This is a genomic window from Brevibacillus sp. MS2.2, assembly GCF_013284345.1.
Taxonomy (GTDB): Bacteria; Bacillota; Bacilli; order Brevibacillales; family Brevibacillaceae; genus Brevibacillus; species Brevibacillus brevis_C.
Genome location: NZ_JABSUZ010000037.1, coordinates 1 through 19133, shown reverse-complemented (window position 1 = coordinate 19133; position 19133 = coordinate 1). Strand labels below are relative to the sequence as shown.

At 46.0% G+C, this 19133-nt stretch carries 19 protein-coding genes; all 19 read right to left on the bottom strand.

Going from position 1 to position 19133, the window contains the following annotated elements:
• Nucleotides 1–87: 87 nt before the first annotated feature.
• On the bottom strand, nucleotides 88–483 hold the full coding sequence (locus HP568_RS24690) for a TIGR02530 family flagellar biosynthesis protein (protein ID WP_048033452.1): 396 nt from the start codon (nucleotides 481–483) through the stop codon (nucleotides 88–90).
• Between the two features lie 24 nt (nucleotides 484–507).
• Entirely contained in the window at nucleotides 508–1731 is a 1224-nt protein-coding gene (locus HP568_RS24685) for a flagellar hook-length control protein FliK (RefSeq protein ID WP_173630497.1), read from the bottom strand.
• A 61-nt stretch (nucleotides 1732–1792) separates the two neighbouring features.
• On the bottom strand, nucleotides 1793–2695 hold the full coding sequence (locus tag HP568_RS24680; RefSeq protein WP_048033454.1) for a MotE family protein: 903 nt from the start codon (nucleotides 2693–2695) through the stop codon (nucleotides 1793–1795).
• 12 nt (nucleotides 2696–2707) lie between these two features.
• A complete protein-coding gene (gene fliJ / locus HP568_RS24675) occupies nucleotides 2708–3154 on the bottom strand; it encodes a flagellar export protein FliJ (protein ID WP_048033455.1) in 447 nt (148 codons plus the stop codon).
• 1 nt (nucleotide 3155) lies between these two features.
• The gene (gene fliI, locus HP568_RS24670) at nucleotides 3156–4475 is read right to left on the bottom strand and encodes a flagellar protein export ATPase FliI (RefSeq protein WP_048033456.1); all 1320 of its coding nucleotides are present in this window, start codon (nucleotides 4473–4475) and stop codon (nucleotides 3156–3158) included.
• Nucleotides 4472–5290, bottom strand: coding sequence for a FliH/SctL family protein (locus tag HP568_RS24665; RefSeq protein WP_173630496.1), 819 nt, complete (start codon nucleotides 5288–5290; stop codon nucleotides 4472–4474). Before HP568_RS24665 ends, fliI begins: the two co-directional genes overlap by 4 nt.
• Nucleotides 5274–6287, bottom strand: coding sequence for a flagellar motor switch protein FliG (gene fliG, locus HP568_RS24660; protein ID WP_007719331.1), 1014 nt, complete (start codon nucleotides 6285–6287; stop codon nucleotides 5274–5276). The genes HP568_RS24665 and fliG overlap by 17 nt, the downstream gene beginning before the upstream one ends.
• Before the next feature lie 12 nt (nucleotides 6288–6299).
• Nucleotides 6300–7889, bottom strand: a complete 1590-nt coding sequence (gene fliF, locus HP568_RS24655; RefSeq protein WP_048033458.1) for a flagellar basal-body MS-ring/collar protein FliF — start codon at nucleotides 7887–7889, stop codon at nucleotides 6300–6302.
• 30 nt (nucleotides 7890–7919) lie between these two features.
• Nucleotides 7920–8216, bottom strand: a complete 297-nt coding sequence (fliE, locus tag HP568_RS24650; protein ID WP_048033459.1) for a flagellar hook-basal body complex protein FliE — start codon at nucleotides 8214–8216, stop codon at nucleotides 7920–7922.
• Between the two features lie 18 nt (nucleotides 8217–8234).
• A complete protein-coding gene (flgC, locus tag HP568_RS24645) occupies nucleotides 8235–8693 on the bottom strand; it encodes a flagellar basal body rod protein FlgC (protein ID WP_048033460.1) in 459 nt (152 codons plus the stop codon).
• 2 nt (nucleotides 8694–8695) lie between these two features.
• Entirely contained in the window at nucleotides 8696–9109 is a 414-nt protein-coding gene (gene flgB, locus HP568_RS24640; RefSeq protein WP_017249334.1) for a flagellar basal body rod protein FlgB, read from the bottom strand.
• A gap of 372 nt (nucleotides 9110–9481) precedes the next feature.
• The gene (codY, locus tag HP568_RS24635; protein WP_048033461.1) at nucleotides 9482–10261 is read right to left on the bottom strand and encodes a GTP-sensing pleiotropic transcriptional regulator CodY; all 780 of its coding nucleotides are present in this window, start codon (nucleotides 10259–10261) and stop codon (nucleotides 9482–9484) included.
• Nucleotides 10262–10301: 40 nt separating this feature from the next.
• Nucleotides 10302–11699, bottom strand: a complete 1398-nt coding sequence (hslU, locus tag HP568_RS24630; protein ID WP_304650854.1) for an ATP-dependent protease ATPase subunit HslU — start codon at nucleotides 11697–11699, stop codon at nucleotides 10302–10304.
• Between the two features lie 20 nt (nucleotides 11700–11719).
• A complete protein-coding gene (hslV, locus tag HP568_RS24625; RefSeq protein ID WP_015891764.1) occupies nucleotides 11720–12262 on the bottom strand; it encodes an ATP-dependent protease subunit HslV in 543 nt (180 codons plus the stop codon).
• Nucleotides 12263–12277: 15 nt separating this feature from the next.
• Nucleotides 12278–13219 (bottom strand): tyrosine recombinase XerC, encoded by a 942-nt coding sequence (gene xerC, locus HP568_RS24620; protein ID WP_047067930.1) that lies wholly within the window; start codon nucleotides 13217–13219, stop codon nucleotides 12278–12280.
• 61 nt (nucleotides 13220–13280) lie between these two features.
• Nucleotides 13281–14594: an FADH(2)-oxidizing methylenetetrahydrofolate--tRNA-(uracil(54)-C(5))-methyltransferase TrmFO gene (trmFO, locus tag HP568_RS24615; protein WP_056488428.1), complete on the bottom strand. Its 1314-nt coding sequence runs from the start codon at nucleotides 14592–14594 to the stop codon at nucleotides 13281–13283.
• 39 nt (nucleotides 14595–14633) lie between these two features.
• Nucleotides 14634–16712, bottom strand: a complete 2079-nt coding sequence (topA, locus tag HP568_RS24610) for a type I DNA topoisomerase (RefSeq protein ID WP_048033464.1) — start codon at nucleotides 16710–16712, stop codon at nucleotides 14634–14636.
• A gap of 106 nt (nucleotides 16713–16818) precedes the next feature.
• Entirely contained in the window at nucleotides 16819–17937 is a 1119-nt protein-coding gene (gene dprA, locus HP568_RS24605; RefSeq protein ID WP_173630495.1) for a DNA-processing protein DprA, read from the bottom strand.
• 134 nt (nucleotides 17938–18071) lie between these two features.
• A complete protein-coding gene (sucD, locus tag HP568_RS24600; protein ID WP_015891769.1) occupies nucleotides 18072–18974 on the bottom strand; it encodes a succinate--CoA ligase subunit alpha in 903 nt (300 codons plus the stop codon).
• Between the last annotated feature and the right edge of the window lie 159 nt (nucleotides 18975–19133).

Here is a 19133-nt window from a genome sequence, read left to right as displayed (position 1 = left end):
TAACCTTCTCATTTAGAGCGGCTACCTCTGTCAGTCGGTAACCGAATGGGCTTCCTCAAAAGGAGGTCCAGCCCAGTGACCAGCCACCTACACGAAAATGGCACTATCAATGTTAGTAAATACGTTGTCCTTCATGCTACCATCGTCTACGGCGGTAATAATTTTCCGATTTACGATGCTCACGACGTAGGCCACATTATCCATCATAACGAGAGACTCTCTGGCGCCTTTGGCGGCTGCTTTTTGCACAGCGGATTCCAAACGCTCCATCTGCTGTCTTTCTAGCGTAATGCCCCGCTCCTGCAAGCGATTGACGGCATGCTGGCTAAAGCTAAGTGGCTCCGATTTGGTTGCAGCGCCAATCGATTCCGTCAAATACTGCTGAAATAACGTGTTGTTTCCCGGAGCAGTTTGGGTTGTAGCTTTTGCGACGTGATTCGTTTTCGGAGGAAAATAGGGTTGCCCCACACGAAAATGGTTCATGGCGCTTCCTCCTTCTATCCAATCCTAGACGATGTCGTCAATGCCGCGAGCCGTGTCCCGCAATCGATTCCATAGCACTTCTGTTGATTCATTGCTGTCAACCAGGGCATCGAGAGCAAATTCTTGCTCGTCTTTCTCTTGCTGTTGTCGATTCTCTTGCTGTTGTCGTGCTTGTTCACGCTGCTGTTGGAAGTTAAAAGCTGTATCCTGCTGCTGGTTTACCTCCAAGCGATCAACCTGCAAGCCTTGTTGGGTCAAAGCAGCTCGAAGCTGCGGAAGCTGATTGTCCAGCATTTCCTTTCCAGCCTGTGTTTCAGCATGGAACTGTGCTGTAATCACACCATTTTGGGAAGTAATCGTGACATCTACTTGGCCCAAAGATTGTGGATTCAGAATCAGCCTTGCCTCATGTACGCCATTGTTTTGCGTCAAGTGCATCTTGGACACGAAAAGCTGAGTGACTTGCTGTGTCAGTTGATTGGCGTTCACATGATGTGTTGGAACCGACTGTTGCTGAAAGGTCTGTACAGATTGTGTCTGCGTATTAGATGAAGCAATAATCGGTGTCTGACCATTTCCGTTCAACATGCCCTCTTGTGCATCGCCCTCTTGATTCAAAAGGCCGCTTTGAAGGGTAGACTGTACTGTCTGGGACTGAATCCCTGCTTCTAGCTTGTAAGCCGAGAGACCTTGATTCAACCGCAGTGGAGAAATCGTCTTAAGCGTGTCCTGTTGGGTTGTGTTCATGTTTGCCATCACATCGGATCGCAAGTTCAGTCCACTTCGTTTTGACTCCTCAGCATTTCCTTTTTGATTCTTCAGGGATTCGAGAAGAGCTGCCAGTTTGTCCAGGTCGTTCGGAGTTGCTTCCCCTTTTTTCAGGTTAGCTAGAATCTGCTTCAAATCCTCACTCACTTGCCCAGCATTTCCTTGCGCTTTACCCAAAAGTTGTTCAATTGCAGTTGCAAATTTTTCTTGGGCGTCAGGCGGTAATTCGTCTTGCGTAGTTTGGCCAGAGCCAAGCAATTGAGCAAATAATGCCATGAGCTCAGCTAATGCTAGCATTTCCTCTTCACTCAAACCCTCCGGCGCAACCATTGTGTCTTCTGCGTTCCCCACCTGATCCAACACCTGCATCAATTGCATGGAAAACATTTGACCTAAACCAGTTCCTCCCGCATTTGCTACAGGTGTAGCTGTAACAGATCCTGCTGATCCTACGGCAGGAGTCAAATTGGCTACATTCATCTCGTTCACCTCCTCTTTTTGATTTGTTGCTTATAGAAACGAAAACAGATGATTGCTCAATCTATTTTCGAAGCAACTCTGTCGTGATGCGAGCCGCCAGATTGTCTTTTTCTTTCTTGTCGTCATTGGCGATCGCTGAGAGAGTTTGTGCCCGTTTATCCGCAGGCAAATCTTTCATTAAAGCAATGGCTTGAGCCTTGTTAGTACTCATGAGTGAACGAATAATGGCGGCAGCATCCGCTGGAGGCAACTGAGTAAATGTGTTCTTTAGATCCTCATTCGATTCAGACCCATCACGCGTATTGCTGAGCGCCTTTGTAAGAACATCTACACGTTGTTGTAGAGCAGCAATGTCATCATCTTTGTTCACTACTGAATCTTTTAACAAGATCGAAATATCGGCAGCTTTCTTCGGTTCCATCTTCGCCAAAATGTCAGCTTGCTGGGCAGGTTTCATTTTGGTCATAACCGTCACTGACTCTTCCAGCTTGAGATTTTCAATAATGGCCGCCGCATTTTTGGGTGACATGGTTGTATACACTTTCGCCAAATCTGCAAACTGCTTCTGACGTTCTTCCTCAGTAGCACGTTTATCTTCCATTGCCTTGTTTAAATCATCGATCTGTTTTTCAAGCGCCACAATGGTGGCGTCTTTCTTTGCAGACTCTTCTTGTAAAGCGCTTATCTGCTGCTGGTTTTTTGCATGATCTTGCTGTAGGGTTGCCACTTGTTTGTCCATGTCAGGTTGTTCTTCTGAGTCGGGAGTTGCCGCATATTCGTCCGGGACTAATTTTTCCACGTACGGTATGGAGTTAGCCCAGTGGAGAACATTCCCTAACACATTTACTCCGAGCAAGCTCAGGAGCACACCGCCAAGGAGGCTGGCAAACAGTGCAGGAATGACAATCATATAAAAGAACCATTCCCACCTGCCGTATTCCCGTTCTTCTTGGATTTCTTCCATTTGGAACCTCCCTCAGTAACTTCGGCGAAGATAGAGCTGCGTACCGATCTCATCCAATTCTTTTTGCTCTCTTTGCTTCTGGTCGTCCAGAAATTGGTGGAGCGACTTTTCCCGAAGGCGTTGCCATAGTTGGGACTCTTTCATACGTTCCGTCAATCGTGACTGACAGCGTTCCACATCCTGTTCACAACCATGCAAGGTACGTTGCTGATTCTGAATGGATCTCGCAACAGATTGCTGATATTGCGTAATGGAAATGAGCTGTGCAGCACTGCATGTCTGCATCTGTACTTCCTGGAGCTTCATCGTCATCTCGTCATGATGATCAGTTAGTTGAGAAAGCTTCCACTCTTCTTCGTTTTTACGCTGGATCGACTTTCCGAAAGCCCACTCTGCTTGTTCTTTTTCTTTTTCCTTTAAATCAAGAACCTTTTGGAGATGAAACTGGAACACTCGCACGTTAGTTCACTCCTCCGAAATGAGCTGTCAACGCTTGGATAGCGCCCTGCAAAGTAGATGGCTCATGCGTTCCTTGTGCCGTAAAACCAGAAATGATATCTCGATAGCGAATGGCTGCATCGATTTCCCGGTTGCTTCCTGGCTTGTACGCCCCAATATTGATGAGGTCCTCTGCTTCACGAAACGTAGCCAAATGCTTTTTCAGCTGACGAGCAGCATCCAAATGGTTACTATCGACGATTTCATTCATGACACGACTTACACTCGCCATCACATCAATGGCAGGAAAGTGACCTTTGTGAGCGATTTTTCGGTCAAGAACGATGTGACCGTCCAAAATCCCCCGCGCCGCATCCGCAATCGGATCGTTCATGTCGTCCGAATCAACCAGTACGGTATAAAAGGCTGTAATACTCCCCTTATCCGCTGTTCCTGCGCGCTCCATCAGCTTTGGCAGCATTGCAAACACTGATGGCGTATAACCACGTGTAGCCGGCGGTTCTCCGATTGCCAAGCCCACCTCACGTTGTGCCATGGCAAAGCGGGTGACGGAATCCATCATGAGCATGACATTCATTCCACGATCGCGGAAATATTCCGCGATGGATGTCGCAATCATTGCTCCCTTGATTCGAATCATGGCAGGTTGATCGGAAGTAGCTACCACAACAACAGAGCGCTTTAGTCCTTCTTCCCCAAGATCGCGCTCGATAAACTCCATGACTTCACGACCGCGTTCTCCAATAAGACCAATGACATTGATATCTGCCGTAGTATTTCGGGCGATCATTCCCATCAATGTACTTTTTCCAACCCCTGATCCAGCGAAGATGCCGACCCGCTGACCTTTTCCAATGGTAAGGAGACCATCTATCGCTCTCACACCTACACTCAATGGTTCTTGAATGCGCGGGCGAAGGATCGGATTTGGCGGCATATTGTTCGTAGGATAAGACGTCAGACCAAATGGCAGTGAACCTTGATAGGGTCGGCCCAGTCCATCGAGGATCGAACCCAATATTTCAGGTCCAACTTTTACATCTAGCGAACGTCCTGTCGCGACCACATCACAACCTGGACCAATTTCGGTCAATTCGCCTAAAGGCATTAACAGCACTTTGTTTTCGCGAAAGCCAACGACTTCTGCGATGATCGGTTCCTTTGTGTTAGCCGGATATAGATGGCATATCTCGCCTAATTTCACTTCTGGCCCTTGCGACTCAATAGTGAGTCCAACAACCTGTGTCACTTTGCCATTCACGCGCATCGGATCTAAGCTATGCAGCATGTGCTTGTACTTCGAGAGATCTAGGATGCTCATGGAGCCTCACTTCCTCTGGCAATCGTAAGCAGTGCCTGCTTAATCTCCTCCATTTGTGTATCAATACGGGCATCAACACTTCCCAAAGCAGTACGGATGACACATCCATCATCTTGTACCGTATAGTCAGGATAAATGGAGAGCTCTGCTTGTCCATCTAACAATTCCAGAAAACCAGCACGATGTTCGAGCACATATTCGAAGTTCTTATGGTTGACGCACACCGTAATCTCGCCATGAACACGGGAGCGGCGGAGTGCTTTTTTGGTCATCTCCAGGACCTGCTCGGGATGCTGTTGCAATTCCTGTCCAATGATTTTTTTTGCGATTTCCATGCTGAGTTCCACTAGGAAAGGCTCCGCTTCAGCTATAATCTGTTTTTTCTCGGCAAACGCCTGTTCCAGAATGGTTTTCGCTTGGCTGAGTTTAGCTGTTTGCTCCTCGTACGCCTCACGTTTACCCGCTTCAAATCCTGCCTCTTGCCCTTCCGTCAATGCTTGCTCTTGTACTTGTTGGAACAGTTGCGCAGCTTCCTGACGCTTTTGTTCCCACCATTCGTCCATCTGAGCAAGCGTCTCTTGTCTTAGTTGCTCTGCTTGCTCGGCAGTTTGCTGCAAGATGTTTTGCGCGGTCTCTTCTGCATCTGAGATGATCGTTTTCGCTTCGATCTCAGCTTGATTTAAAATTTCTTGATTTTCTTGCAACCTTTCGGCAACTTCTTCCGTCTTAAGTGGTACAGGCGTTACCGAGAGGAGAAAAGATTCCTCAGAAGGCCGATAATTGGCGCTTTTGATGATCCTAGACAATGATATCATCTCCTCCACCGCGGGCGATGATGATCTCACCAGCCTCCTCTAAGCGACGGATAATTGCAACGATACGAGATTGTGCCTCTTCGACGTCGCGAAGGCGAACTGGGCCCATAAACTCCATTTCTTCTTTGAAGGTATCCGCCATCCGTTTGGACATGTTCCGGAAAATAACTTCCCGAACTTCTTCGCTGGATACTTTGAGAGAAAGTTGCAGATCGGCATTTTCCACATCGCGGATAACGCGCTGAATCGAACGGTTGTCGAGTGTTGCAATATCTTCGAAGACGAACATACGCTTCTTGATTTCTTCTGCCAGCTCTGGATCTTGAATTTCGAGGGAATCCAGAATCGTGCGTTCGGTTCCACGATCGACACCGTTGAGTACAGCCACGATCGCTTCGATCCCGCCTGCCTGGGTGTAATCTTGGGTAACAGTGGCAGAGAGCTTTTGCTCCAATACCTGTTCAACTTGAGCAATTACTTCCGGTGAAGTACTGTCCATAGTCGCAATACGTTTCGCAACCTCTGCTTGACGTTCTTGCGGAAGAGCGGACAAAATCATGGCTGCTTGTTGAGCTTCCAAATAAGAAAGCACCAAAGCTATCGTCTGCGGATGCTCATTTTGGATAAAGTTAAGGATTTGACCTGGGTCGGCCTTCCTAGCAAAGTCAAACGGTCGAACTTGAAGGTTTGCCGTCAAGCGATTGATAATATCCATCGCTTTGGTCTCACCCAAAGCTTTTTGCAAAATTTCTTTGGCGTATGTAATCCCGCCCTGTGCAATTACCTCCTTGGCAACTGCTATCTGGTGAAATTCAGATAAAATTTTATCTTTTTCATCCGTATCCACTTTTCGCACATTGGCGATTTCTAATGTCAGTTGCTCGATCTCATCCTCACGCAAATGCTTGAACACCTGGGCAGAAACTTCCGGCCCGAGTGAGATGAGGAGGATAGCTGCTTTTTGTCGTCCTGACAACTCTTTAGCGCCGCGAGCCATACCATTCACTCCTTAATCTTCTGCTAACCAAGTACGAAGCAGAACAACAAACTCATCTGGTTTGCTTCGCGCCAATTTTTCAAGTTGCTTTCTGACCACTACCTGGTCTCCATCTTCTTGGTAAATCAAGTCTGGTATTTCGGCCGCGTTTAACGGTGTCAGCAAGTCTGGCAATTCCTCTTCTTCTTGTTGTTGCTTCGCTTGACTGCGTCTGCGATAAACGAGGAAGGCAACAGCAGCAAGTGCCAGGACTGCAATACCACCAACTGTCCAAAGAACAGCAGGACTTAGTGCACTGGAATCCTCAATCTCAGCTTTTCCTGAGAACTGACGAGGGAGTACAGAGATATGCTTGTCCAACTCAGCATCCGTTAAATCAGAAGCCTGATCACTTAAAGTGACACGAACAACATTGCGCAACACTTGTTTGATGCTCTCAAGCGTAGCCGCATCCAACGTTCCACCATCCGGCGGTTCTACACCCACGTTGATTGTGATGTCTTCGATCTTGTACGGGCTTGATGTAACATTTCGTGTGATGCGATTTACTTCACGGTTAATCGTATCATTCAACTCTTCGTATTGACTGTTACTTCCTTGCGGGGTAGCTCCCGGGTAGTTCGTAACTGCATTGTTATTGGTTCCTGCAATCCCCCCTGGAGGTTGACCTTGTCCAGAGAAGGCTTTTGATAATTTTTGAGAAGAAATGATAAGTCCTTCGTTATTCTCTTTGTCAGGTGCCTCGACTATGTTCTCTACGCGATTTTCTTTGTCAAAGTTCATTTTGATGAACGTATGGACGATGACTTTATCGCGTCCCATGATCGTACCCAACAAGTTGTACAGGTTTTGTTGAATTTTCTTTTCAACATCTGCTTTGATTGTTTCCTGTTGCTTAAAGCTACTCAATGTGCCTTCGTTTTCATTGCCTTCGGAACGTTCAAGCGGATTGGAATACTGGTCTGTAATCGCAATCGCTTCCATTGGCAATTTCGGAACGCTTCGGGAAACAAGCAGATAAAGCGAGTTAATTTGCTTTTGATCAAGCGTTGTTCCAGGTTCAACATCGACGATAACGGAAGCCGTCGCTGTATCCGGAGTCTCCGTCACCCAAACGCTTTCCTGCGGCAATGTAATCATTACTTGTGCGGAGCGTACGCCTTTTACACGTTCCAGCATCTTCCGCAGCTCTTGTTGTAAAGCCTCTTTCTTCATGACATCAAATTGACGATCTGTAACTCCAAGGGTACTGGAGAAAATTTCAGCATTAATTCCTGCTTGACTCGGAATACCTTGTGCAGCCAAATCGACAATGACATCTTGTGCCATTTTTTCTGGAACCTCGATACTTGTACCATTCCCCGTGATACGATATGGGATTTGTGAAGCTTCCAACTCTTGCTTGATAGTCCCGATTTCTTGTTCACTCAATTTTTGGTTGTAGAGTGGTTTGTACACCGGCTGAGAAGCGATGTATATGTATAGACCAAGAGAAATCAAGAGGAAGAGCGAAATACCGAGAATCATCCATTTTTGTTTCTTGGAAAATTGGTTCCATTTTGACGTAATCTGGTCTTTGTATACTGCTAAACGTTCGTTCATGTTTCACCTCTCAAAGGATACCAACAACGATCAAATCGACATGCGCATGATTTCTTGATAAGACTCAATCATCTTGTTCCTGACCTGCATAGTCATCTGTAGCATCACGGTAGCTTTTTGACCTGCAACAGTCAATTGGTGCAAGTCGGTGATTTCTCCCGCTGCAAACCTGTCGGCAAGATTCGACGATTCTACTTGCGCCTGATTCACTTTATTCATGGCATCCGATAGAAACGATGAGAATTCTTGGGAAACTTCAGCTGGGGTTGGCTTGTTCACACTCGGTGTACGAATTGGCGTTAGTTGGGAGATTGCACTCATTTCCATTCCTTACTGTCACCCGCTTTACTTGATTTCCAATGCTTTTAGCATCATCGATTTGGAAGCGTTCAATGCTGTCACGTTGGCTTCGTATGATCTTGATGCAGAGATCATGTCCACCATCTCTTTCATCGGGTCGACATTCGGCATCAAGAGATATCCGTCTTGGTCTGCATCTGGATGAGATGGATCAAATACTCGTTTAAACGGTGTATTGTCTTCTTGAATCGCTGTGACCTTCACACCTTGTCCACCTCGACTTCCTGTGACCGTCCCCACGGCTGCTTGCAGGAAGTTATCAAATGTTCCATTTGTTTGAGGTGACAACTCCACCATTTTCCTCCGATATGGCTGCCAGGCGCCATCTACGAAGCTTGCTCGAGTGGTTTCCGCATTTGCAATGTTGGAAGCAATCGTATCCAATCGCAAGCGGTTAGCTGTTAAGGCAGAAGCACTTGTGTTAATTCCCTGAAACAAGCTCATCTTTATTTACCTCCACCCTCAATTACACTTCGTAGTTTTTGAAAATGTCCTGCTGTCAATTGTGTTAATCCGCTGTACCAAATTTGGTTTTTGGCCAATTCTGTTGTTTCTGTTTCCAAGTCAACATCATTGCCACTGTTCTGAATGAAGTTATTCGGATTGGACACAACCTGTGGTACTGCAACGCCCCCTACATTTCCAAACGGGAGGTGTCGTTGATTGGTCCGATACGCTTCTAACTTGCCATTTCCCGCTCTTGCGTTCAACTCATCTTGCAAAAAACTCTCAAAGATGACTTGTTGACTTTTGAATTGAGGGGTGTCTATGTTGGCAAGGTTGTTTGCGATCGTTCTATGTCGCAATGTTGCAGCGTCGAGTGATCTCTCCAGGACCTGCAGATGATAACTATCCAGCATTTTTCCTTCTCCCCCAATATGAGTCAATTCTTTTCCCTAAAACCACCTATATTTCCTGTATTTTCGACACCCTAATACGATTCAATCATAGCAAAATCAATTTGGACAAAAAAGCCCCTTTTCATGACGTTTTTCAAAATGATTCAATGGGACTAAATCCCTTATCTTTCCTGTTTTTTTACTGCATTTTACAAGGAAACCATATTCAAACCATCGCAGAAGTCGAGGCATGCATAAAAAATCAATATATAATTTATGGTAATAATGTGTCGTTTTTTGAAAAAACTAGGACTAAAGTCCCATGAAGAAAGGTGCAGCAACATGAGTTGCTACACCTTTTGTTTACTTTCGTGTAACTTTTAACAAGGTACATTACGAGGTTTTGAGCTTCTCCAGTTCAGGCAACAGCTTTTCATTCAGCACTTTAATGAAGGTACCTTTCATTCCCAAAGAACGGGATTCGATAACACCCGCACTCTCCAACTTACGCAGTGCGTTTACAATTACAGAGCGAGTAATTCCTACGCGATCGGCGATTTTGGAGGCTACTAGCAAGCCTTCTTTTCCTTCGAGTTCTTCAAAGATATGTTCAACTGCTTCCAACTCACTATAAGAGAGGGAACCAATCGCCATTTGCACAACCGCTTTGCTGCGCGCTTCTTCTTCAATTGCTTCAGAACGCTCGCGCAAGATTTCCATACCTACTACAGTTGCCCCTACTTCTGCGAGGATCAGGTCGTCATCGACAAATTGATCGTTAATGCGACCCAAAATCAGCGTACCGAGACGATCTCCTCCACCCATAATTGGAACAAGCGTCGTCCAACCTGTGCGGAATACTTCTTTCATTTCTACTGGGAAAATGGTGTATGGGCTATCTACATCCAGGTTCGCAGATGTTTCATCTACTTTCAGTAACCCCATGCTGTACTCTTCTGGAAAACGGCGCTCTTCCAGCATTTTGCGCATACGGCTGTTATCCATCTCTTGATGAATCGCATAGCCGAGAAGTTTTCCTTTACGGCTTACAACATAAGTGTTTGCTTCAATAACGTCACTCAAAACTTGGGACATTTCATTGAAGTTCACGGCATGACCCGCGGATTTTTGCAACATGCGATTAATTCTTCTTGTTTTTGACAGTAGATCCATCTGTATTTCCTCCTAATTATATGTGCTGCCTATCCAATGTTTATAAAATATATTGACTCAAGTCTTTGTTCCCCGCGATTGTACCTAATTTCTGTTGGACATAATCGGGGGTAATCTGTACAACTTCTAGGTGGATTTCTGGGGCTTCAAAAGAGAGATCCTCCAATAGCTTCTCCAATATGGTGTGCAATCGTCTAGCACCAATGTTATCTGTGCTCTGATTGACCTCAGCAGCGAGACGAGCGAGTTCCTGAATGGCTTCTGGTGTAAATTCAACACGCACACCTTCTGTTTCCAAGAGGGCCACGTACTGCTTAAGCAACGCGTTTTTAGGCTCAGTCAAGATCCGGACAAAATCTTCAACGCGCAAGCTAGTCAGCTCCACCCGAATCGGAAAACGGCCTTGTAATTCAGGAATTAAATCTGATGGCTTTGCCATGTGAAAAGCACCAGCTGCGATAAACAGAACATAATCTGTTTTGACAGGACCATACTTGGTCATGACAGTTGAGCCTTCCACAATCGGTAAAATATCACGCTGGACCCCTTCACGGGATACATCCGGGCCACGCCCATCCTTACCCGCAATCTTGTCAATTTCGTCAATGAAGATAATACCGTGTTGTTCAGCTCGACGAATAGACTCCTGCGTAACTTCGTCCATATCCACCAGTTTTTGCGCTTCCTGCTGAATTAATACCTTTCGCGCATCTTTTATTCGCAATTTTCGTTTCTTCATCCGCTTAGGCATCAGGCTACCGAGCATATCCTGCATTTGCATCCCCATTTGTTCTGTACCCGGAACCTGGAACATGTCAAACATCGAAGGTGATTGATCTTCGACTTCAATCTCAATCATTTGCTCTTCTAACTGGCCATTCGTCAATTGCCACATGATTTGTCTACGTTGCTGCTGGATCGACACTTCTTCTTGATCAGAGGTATCCTGCTGCTGTTGCTGCTGTCCACCGAAGAACATCTCCAACGGATTTTTGAACGAGTTCGACTGCTTGCGGGATGGGACGAGTACGTTCACAATCGCTTCATTCGCAAGCTTCTCGGCTTTCTCTTTCACCGACTCTACTTTTTCCTGTTTGACCGTACGGATAGAAGCTTCCACCAGATCACGGACCATCGATTCCACATCTCGTCCTACATAACCGACTTCCGTAAACTTCGTTGCTTCAACTTTAATAAAAGGAGCACCTGTCAGTTTGGCAATCCGACGTGCAATTTCCGTTTTTCCAACACCAGTAGGTCCGATCATCAAGATGTTTTTTGGAACAACCTCTTCAATCATTTGCTCTGGCAAACGACTGCGACGATAGCGGTTGCGAAGCGCTACAGCAATGGCTTTCTTGGCTTGTGCCTGCCCGACAATGTATTTATCCAAATGCTCTACGATCTTACGCGGGGTTAATTGCTCAAGATTCAGCACAGTAGGTTCCTCCCTTTCGCTCAATTCAACTCATCCACAACAAGATTGTTGTTTGTGAACACGCAAATTTCAGCAGCGGTACGAAGCGATGCTTCCGCAATTTCACGTGCGCCGAGATGAGGCGCATATGTCTTCAATGCACGACCTGCTGCAAGGGCAAAGCTACCGCCAGAACCAATTGCAAGAATCCCATCATCAGGCTCAATGATTTCGCCATTTCCGGAGATAAGCAACAAATGCTCCTTATTGGCAACAATCATCATTGCTTCCAAACGACGCAAAATTTTATCCATGCGCCACTCTTTCGCCAGCTCTACAGCAGCACGCTGCAGATTGCCGTGATACTCCTCCAGCTTTCCTTCAAACTTCTCAAAAAGCGTAATAGCATCAGCAACAGAGCCAGCGAATCCTGCTAAAACTTCGCCGCGATATAGACGTCTTACTTTTTTGGCACCGTGCTTCATTACCATGCTGTTGCCAAAAGTAACCTGACCATCTCCGGCCATCGCTACAGACCCATTATGCTGTACAGCAAATATGGTTGTTGCGTGAAACTGTTCCATCACTGATTCCTCCCGTTATGTCCGATTGGCGGAACCCGTATTGCCCGGGTTTGCTCGTGGGTGAGCGGTGTCATATACATGCCGAAGTCGCTCTTTGGTCACATGGGTGTACACCTGTGTCGTCGAAACATTGACGTGTCCCAGTAATTCTTGCACGGTACGTAGATCAGCTCCGCCGTTCAACATATGGGTCGCAAACGTATGACGAAAGGTATGTGGTGAAACCCGCAATTGAAGAGCGTACGTATCTACGTATTTGTCTACAATCCGACGAACACTGCGGTCGGATAACGGTTCTCCCCGATAGTTAACCAGCAAATTGCCGTGTTCTACTTTTCCAGCCAACAGTTTTTCTCTTCCATATTCTAGGTACTGCCGAAGAACGTCGCAGGCATAACTACCAACCGGCACATACCGTTCTTTCGCTCCTTTTCCATAAACCAAGGCGACTCCCATGCTCGGATTCACATCATTCACAGATAAAGTGGTAAGCTCCGTAACACGCATGCCGCTTGCATACAACAGTTCAAAAATCAGCCGATCACGAATTCCCAATGGAGTGGTGGTATCAGGCAGATCGAAAAAAGCTTGAACTTCTTGCGGATATAAAAAGGAAGGAAGTTTCTTCTCCATTTTGGGAGTGGAGACTAATTGAAATGGATTCTGTTCCAGTTGACCTTCACGCAACAGAAATCGGTACAAGCTACGCAAACTGGATAGCTTGCGGGCAATACTTCGCCGGGAAAGCCCCCTGCCAGCCAATTGCGCGAGAAAGGAGCGACCATGCAAATAAGAAACAGCAGCAAATACGGTGATTTGGTGCTGTTCCATAAAGGAGACAAATTCGCTGATATCTGCCACATACTGCTTCACCGTATGAGGAGAGGCGTTTTTTTCAACTCGCAAATAGCGGGTAAACATCTCAATATCCGCAGAATTTTGTTGCGAAATGTCCATACGGGATGCACCCTCCTCGAAGCACCTATATAGTAACACAGACGAAAATCGGATATCAATGTTAATTGTGTCGTTCTTGTGTAAAATTCTGAATTGTATCTAGCGCCCGCTCAGCGAGCTTTTCATTTTTCAAACGCTTGTCTCGGATTCTTTCTGGCCATTCCGGTACCAACCCGAAATTTGCGTTCATTGGTTGGAAATGCTTTGGATCTGCCGTTGTAATATAACGAGCCATACTGCCCATAATTGTTTCTGGCGGAAGCTCGATCAATTCTTCCCCTTTTGCGAGTCGGGCTGCATTTATCCCTGCAAGCAAGCCAGATGCCGCTGACTCTACATATCCTTCTACTCCAGTCATTTGACCAGCAAAGAAAAGAGTTTCCCGATCTTTATACTGGTACGTAGGCTTCAGCAGTTTTGGCGAATTGATAAAGGTGTTGCGGTGCATCACACCATAACGGACGATTTCGCAGTTTTCCAACCCAGGAATGAGTGAAAAGACTCTTTTTTGATCCGGCCATTTCAAATGAGTCTGGAAACCTACGATGTTATACAACGTCGCAGCACTATTGTCCTGACGAAGTTGTACAACTGCGTAAGACTTTTTACCTGTCCGCGGATCAACTAGGCCTACTGGCTTCATGGGACCAAATGTCATGGTTTTGTGACCACGTTTTGCCAATACTTCAATCGGCATGCAGCCTTCGAAGAAGATTTCCTTTTCAAATTCCTTCAATGGAACTGTTTCCGCAGAGATCAGCGCATCATAGAAGCGATTGAACTCCTCTTCTGTCATCGGGCAGTTCAGGTAGGCTGCTTCACCTTTATCATATCTGGAAGCAACGAATACCTTGTTCATATCAATCGAGTCTTTCTCGATAATGGGCGCGGCTGCATCATAGAAGTATAGATATTCTTCACCCGTCAGCTCTTTTAACTTGGTAGACAAAGCGGGAGAAGTAAGTGGACCCGTCGCAATTACGACAATCCCATCAGGAATTTCGGTAATCTCATCCGAAATAACCTCCACCAATGGATGATTACGAACTGCATCCGTAACATGAGCCGCGAACTCGTGTCTGTCTACGGCAAGCGCGCCTCCAGCCGGAACCGCGCAACGATCTGCCGCATCGATGATGACAGAGTTCAGTCGACGCATTTCTTCTTTTAATACACCCACTGCATTTGTCAACGTGTTAGCACGCAATGAATTACTGCATACCAACTCTGCAAATTTATCGGTATGGTGTGCAGGCGTTTGTGTCTTCGGTCTCATTTCATACAGCTTTACTTTTACACCCGCCTGCGCGATTTGCCATGCTGCCTCACTACCAGCGAGACCAGCGCCCACTACTGTAATTGTTGGTTGTGACATGCTGTTAATCCTCCAAACTACAAAATCGAATCAAGCTGCTTAGGAGTCTGCTTCTTCTTGATAATCACACTTGGTGCAAACAATGCTAACTCCTTGCTTCTTGCGCTTTTTCTCTACGAGCATGCTGGAGCATTTGGGACAAGGTCTGGCAATCGGTTTGTCCCACGATACAAAATCGCATTCCGGATATTGATTGCATCCGTAAAAAATACGACTCTTCTTAGATTTACGTTCGATAATCTCTCCGGTTTCACACTGCGGACACTTTACGCCGATTTCTTTTACAATCGGCTTCGTATTACGGCAATCTGGGAATCCGGAACAGGCTAAAAACTTGCCGAATCGACCAAGCTTATATACCATCACACGGCCGCAAAGCTCGCATGATTCATCTGATTCTTCGACTTTCAGCTCTACTTCTTTCATTTCTTCTTCTGCAACAACAACACGCTTTGCAAAGTCTTGATAAAAATCGTCCAGCACCTGCACCCAATTGGTGGTTCCTGCTTCGACGTTATCCAAGCCCGATTCCATATGCGCTGTGAATTCTACGTTGAGGATCTCCGGGAAAAACTCCTCGACAAGCGTGATCACAATCTCGCCCAACTCAGTCGGGACAAATCGCTTCTCCTCTAACGCCACATAGCCCCGTTTTTGAATGGTTTCTAATGTAGGTGCATAGGTAGACGGACGTCCAATTCCCATCTCTTCCATCGTTTTAAGCATGCGGGCTTCAGAGAATCGAGGCGGTGGCTGTGTAAAGTGCTGACTCGGCTCGATTTCTTTTTGTTCAAGGATTTGGCCTTCTTCAATAGGCGGAAGGAAGCTTTCTTCTTCTGTGCCATCATCGTTTCCTTCAATATATACCTTCATAAATCCAGGGAACTTCACTTTTGATCCTGTTGCTCTGAAGGTAACTCCACCTGCGTCAATATCTACGCTCATCGTATCAAGAACAGCAGATGACATTTGACTGGCAAGGAAACGCTCCCAGATTAATCGATACAAGCGCAACTGATCTCTAGACAAGTATTCCTTGATTTCTTCTGGTGTACGCATCACACCTGTTGGACGAATCGCTTCGTGAGCATCTTGAGCATTTTCGTTTTTCGCCTGATTGCGTGGCTCAGATAACACATAGTCTGGACCATATTTCTCAAGTATGTATTCTTTTGCTTCATTCTGTGCAGTTACAGATAGGCGAGTAGAGTCTGTACGCATATAGGTAATCAAACCAACTGCGCCTTCTTTATTGCCAACGTCGATCCCCTCATAAAGCTCTTGAGCAATTCGCATGGTCTTAGAAGTGCGGAAATTCAGCTTACGCGCTGCCTCTTGTTGTAAAGAACTCGTTATAAAAGGAGGTGCAGGATTGCGCTTGCGCTCACGCTTGGTTACCTTTTGTACCACATATGGCTTGTTCTTCATTCGTTTTAATACCGCTGCTACATCATCTTCCGAATGGAGCTCCACCTTTTCATCGCCATAACCATAGAACTTCGCGTTAATTTCTTTACCGTCGCTGATCAATGTGCTCGCAATTGTCCAATACTCTTCCGGGATAAATTCCTGGATCTCCCGCTCGCGATCCATGATAAGCTTTACCGCAACCGATTGAACACGTCCAGCACTCAAGCCTTTCCGAACCTTTTTCCATAGAATTGGACTAATATTGTAGCCAACGAGCCTGTCGAGAATACGACGTGCCTGCTGAGCATTTACCAAGTCCATGTTTATGTGTCGTGGATGCTTGAACGCTTCTTTGATCGCATCTTTGGTAATCTCATTAAATACCACACGAAGCGGCTGATTCAAATCGAGCCCCAAGTATTGTGCCAAATGCCAAGCAATTGCCTCCCCTTCGCGATCCGGGTCGGCTGCGAGATATACTTTTTTTACTTTTTTAGCGGCATCTTTTAAGCCCTTCAATACATCGCCTTTGCCGCGAATGGTTATGTATTTGGGTTCAAAATTACGCGTGACGTCTACACCCATTTGGCTTTTCGGCAAATCGCGTACATGCCCAATAGACGCTTTCACGATATATTTACTACCCAGGTATTTTCCAATGGTTTTGGCCTTCGTAGGGGATTCTACGATTACTAGCGTATCAGCCATTTTTTTCCTCCCCTTTTAGTAAGGAATCTTCCCTATTATTAAATACCCTCATCCCGTTTGTCAAACACTTGTACGTCTAGACTTTGCCAAATATCTGGAAAAAATGCTAGCGACGAGCAAAATAACCTCCCGGAAGTGCTACGATGGCCCCTTTTGCTTCCAAACGAATGACCAGCTGATGTAGCATCCTGCGTTGGTCTTTTTCTAAGCTACTCATTAACTCATCCAGATGAATCCCGTCATATGTTACGGCTTCCACAATCGCTTTTTCTTCATTAGATAAGGGCATTACATCGTTTGCATTACTTTTTTCGAACTGCTGCTTCTGCTCAGCTTCTGGAAGATGATGTTTGATTTCCTCCCATATATCACTACTGCACGTTACTAACTTTGCACCTTGTTTGATCAAGTTATGCGGTCCCGCACTCATCAATGAAAAAATCGGACCAGGAATCGCAAAAACTTCCTTACCCTGCTCAAGTGCACAGTCTGCCGTTATTAAAGATCCGCTTTTTTCTGCTGCTTCCACCACTAATACACCGCTAGAAAGTCCACTTATGATACGATTTCGCTCTGGAAATAATCCAGAAACAGGTGGAACATGAGGAGGATATTCGCTGAGAAGTAGGCCAAAAGATTCAATTTCACGATAAAGTTCTCGATGCCGAGTAGGATAAACGTGATTCATTCCGCAACCGAGCACACCAATGGTCTTACCTCCTGCTTTCAAGGTAGCTTGGTGAGCTTCCGCATCAATTCCATACGCTACCCCAGAGACGATGACAAGGCCTGCTTGCACCAGCTCTCGGACAAAAAAGCTACAGCTCGCTCTTCCATATGGTGTCGGTTTGCGCGAACCAACGACGCCAATGGACAACTTTTTCAATAATGTGTGATCGCCACGATAAAACAACGTCCATGGAGAATCGGGGATATTGCGGAGTGATACAGGATAAGCATCGTCAAAAGGACATAAGAAGCGCGTTCCCTCTTCTTCACGCTTTTCCAATAGTGCCATAGCCGTAGCTTCATTGCTTTGCTTGTCAACCTGACCAGTTATCAAGGAAGTCAATCTGAGCCCATGTGCCAGTTCATGCCAATTTTCAATGGCAACCTGAAAAGAACCTGTGATTTCAAAAATTTCACGGATTTTCTTTCTTCCCAAACCCGATATCATCGTTAACACATACAGCCAGTCTCTCTCGTCGAGCTTCGCCTTTCCCATTCCGAAATCCTCCTTCATCCCGATCAAACTTATCATAACGGACGGCTTTGAAAGCTATTCTATCGAAAGAAAGAGGCTGGTTCAAAAATAAAAAAGTGGACAAGCCTGAGCCTGCCCACTTCTGTCTTATTTGCTTACTTGCCCATTACTTTCTCGAGCATACCGCGCTCTTTCAGCAATTCAACAAGTGTTTCACCGATGACTGCAGGTGTTTTCGCTACGCGAATACCGCATTCTTCGAGCTTTGCGATTTTCTCAGCTGCTGTACCTTTACCGCCAGAGATGATCGCACCAGCGTGGCCCATACGTTTTCCTTCAGGAGCAGTTTGTCCCCCGATGAAGCCTACAACTGGTTTTTTCATGTTAGCAGCGATCCACTCTGCTGCTTCTTCTTCCGCAGTACCACCGATTTCACCCAGCATGATAACTGCTTCTGTGTCTGGATCTTCGTTGAACATTTTCAGTACATCGATGAACTCCATACCTTTTACTGGGTCTCCACCGATACCTACAGCCGTGGATTGACCCAGGCCGCGAGTAGAAGTTTGGTGAACTGCTTCATAAGTCAAGGTACCGGAGCGGGATACGATACCCACTTTACCTGGAACGTGGATGTAACCAGGCATGATACCGATTTTGCACTCACCTGGAGTAATTACGCCAGGGCAGTTAGGGCCTACCAGAAGGGTTTTCTTGCCTTCCATGTAGCGCTTAACTTTTACCATGTCCAGAACTGGGATACCTTCTGTGATGCAGATTACCAGATCCAGTTCAGCGTCAACTGCTTCCATGATGGCATCAGCAGCGAAAGGAGGAGCAACGTAGATAACGGATGCTGTTGCACCAGTTGCTTCAACCGCTTCTTTTACCGTGTTGAAAATTGGAATACCGTCAACTTCGGTTCCACCTTTACCAGGTGTTACACCGCCCACCATTTGTGTACCGTATTCAACGGCTCCGCGAGTGTGGAACAGACCAGTTGCACCCGTAATCCCTTGCGTAATTACTTTTGTATTTTTATTAACGAGAATACTCATCGCGTAATTTTCCCACCTTTTTTAACGTGTAGGAATTTATAAGCTAGTGCTTATAAATTTCCGGAGCGCATGAAAACTTTCCGAAGAGTCGCGGTCGCTCAAACTTGAGTTCGCCTCGATAGATGTTTTCTTAACGTATCTACTCGAAATATCTTACTT

Bases quoted from the DNA above. Each gene is read 5' to 3' on its own strand.
- HP568_RS24690 (WP_048033452.1), bottom strand. From the start codon at position 483: ATGAACCATTTTCGTGTGGGGCAACCCTATTTTCCTCCGAAAACGAAT.
- HP568_RS24685 (WP_173630497.1), bottom strand. From the start codon at position 1,731: ATGAATGTAGCCAATTTGACTCCTGCCGTAGGATCAGCAGGATCTGTT.
- HP568_RS24680 (WP_048033454.1), bottom strand. From the start codon at position 2,695: ATGGAAGAAATCCAAGAAGAACGGGAATACGGCAGGTGGGAATGGTTC.
- fliI (WP_048033456.1), bottom strand. From the start codon at position 4,475: ATGAGCATCCTAGATCTCTCGAAGTACAAGCACATGCTGCATAGCTTA.
- HP568_RS24665 (WP_173630496.1), bottom strand. From the start codon at position 5,290: ATGATATCATTGTCTAGGATCATCAAAAGCGCCAATTATCGGCCTTCT.
- fliG (WP_007719331.1), bottom strand. From the start codon at position 6,287: ATGGCTCGCGGCGCTAAAGAGTTGTCAGGACGACAAAAAGCAGCTATC.
- fliF (WP_048033458.1), bottom strand. From the start codon at position 7,889: ATGAACGAACGTTTAGCAGTATACAAAGACCAGATTACGTCAAAATGG.
- fliE (WP_048033459.1), bottom strand. From the start codon at position 8,216: ATGGAAATGAGTGCAATCTCCCAACTAACGCCAATTCGTACACCGAGT.
- flgC (WP_048033460.1), bottom strand. From the start codon at position 8,693: ATGAGCTTGTTTCAGGGAATTAACACAAGTGCTTCTGCCTTAACAGCT.
- flgB (WP_017249334.1), bottom strand. From the start codon at position 9,109: ATGCTGGATAGTTATCATCTGCAGGTCCTGGAGAGATCACTCGACGCT.
- codY (WP_048033461.1), bottom strand. From the start codon at position 10,261: ATGGATCTACTGTCAAAAACAAGAAGAATTAATCGCATGTTGCAAAAA.
- hslV (WP_015891764.1), bottom strand. From the start codon at position 12,262: ATGGAACAGTTTCACGCAACAACCATATTTGCTGTACAGCATAATGGG.
- xerC (WP_047067930.1), bottom strand. From the start codon at position 13,219: ATGGACATTTCGCAACAAAATTCTGCGGATATTGAGATGTTTACCCGC.
- trmFO (WP_056488428.1), bottom strand. From the start codon at position 14,594: ATGTCACAACCAACAATTACAGTAGTGGGCGCTGGTCTCGCTGGTAGT.
- topA (WP_048033464.1), bottom strand. From the start codon at position 16,712: ATGGCTGATACGCTAGTAATCGTAGAATCCCCTACGAAGGCCAAAACC.
- dprA (WP_173630495.1), bottom strand. From the start codon at position 17,937: ATGGGAAAGGCGAAGCTCGACGAGAGAGACTGGCTGTATGTGTTAACG.
- sucD (WP_015891769.1), bottom strand. From the start codon at position 18,974: ATGAGTATTCTCGTTAATAAAAATACAAAAGTAATTACGCAAGGGATT.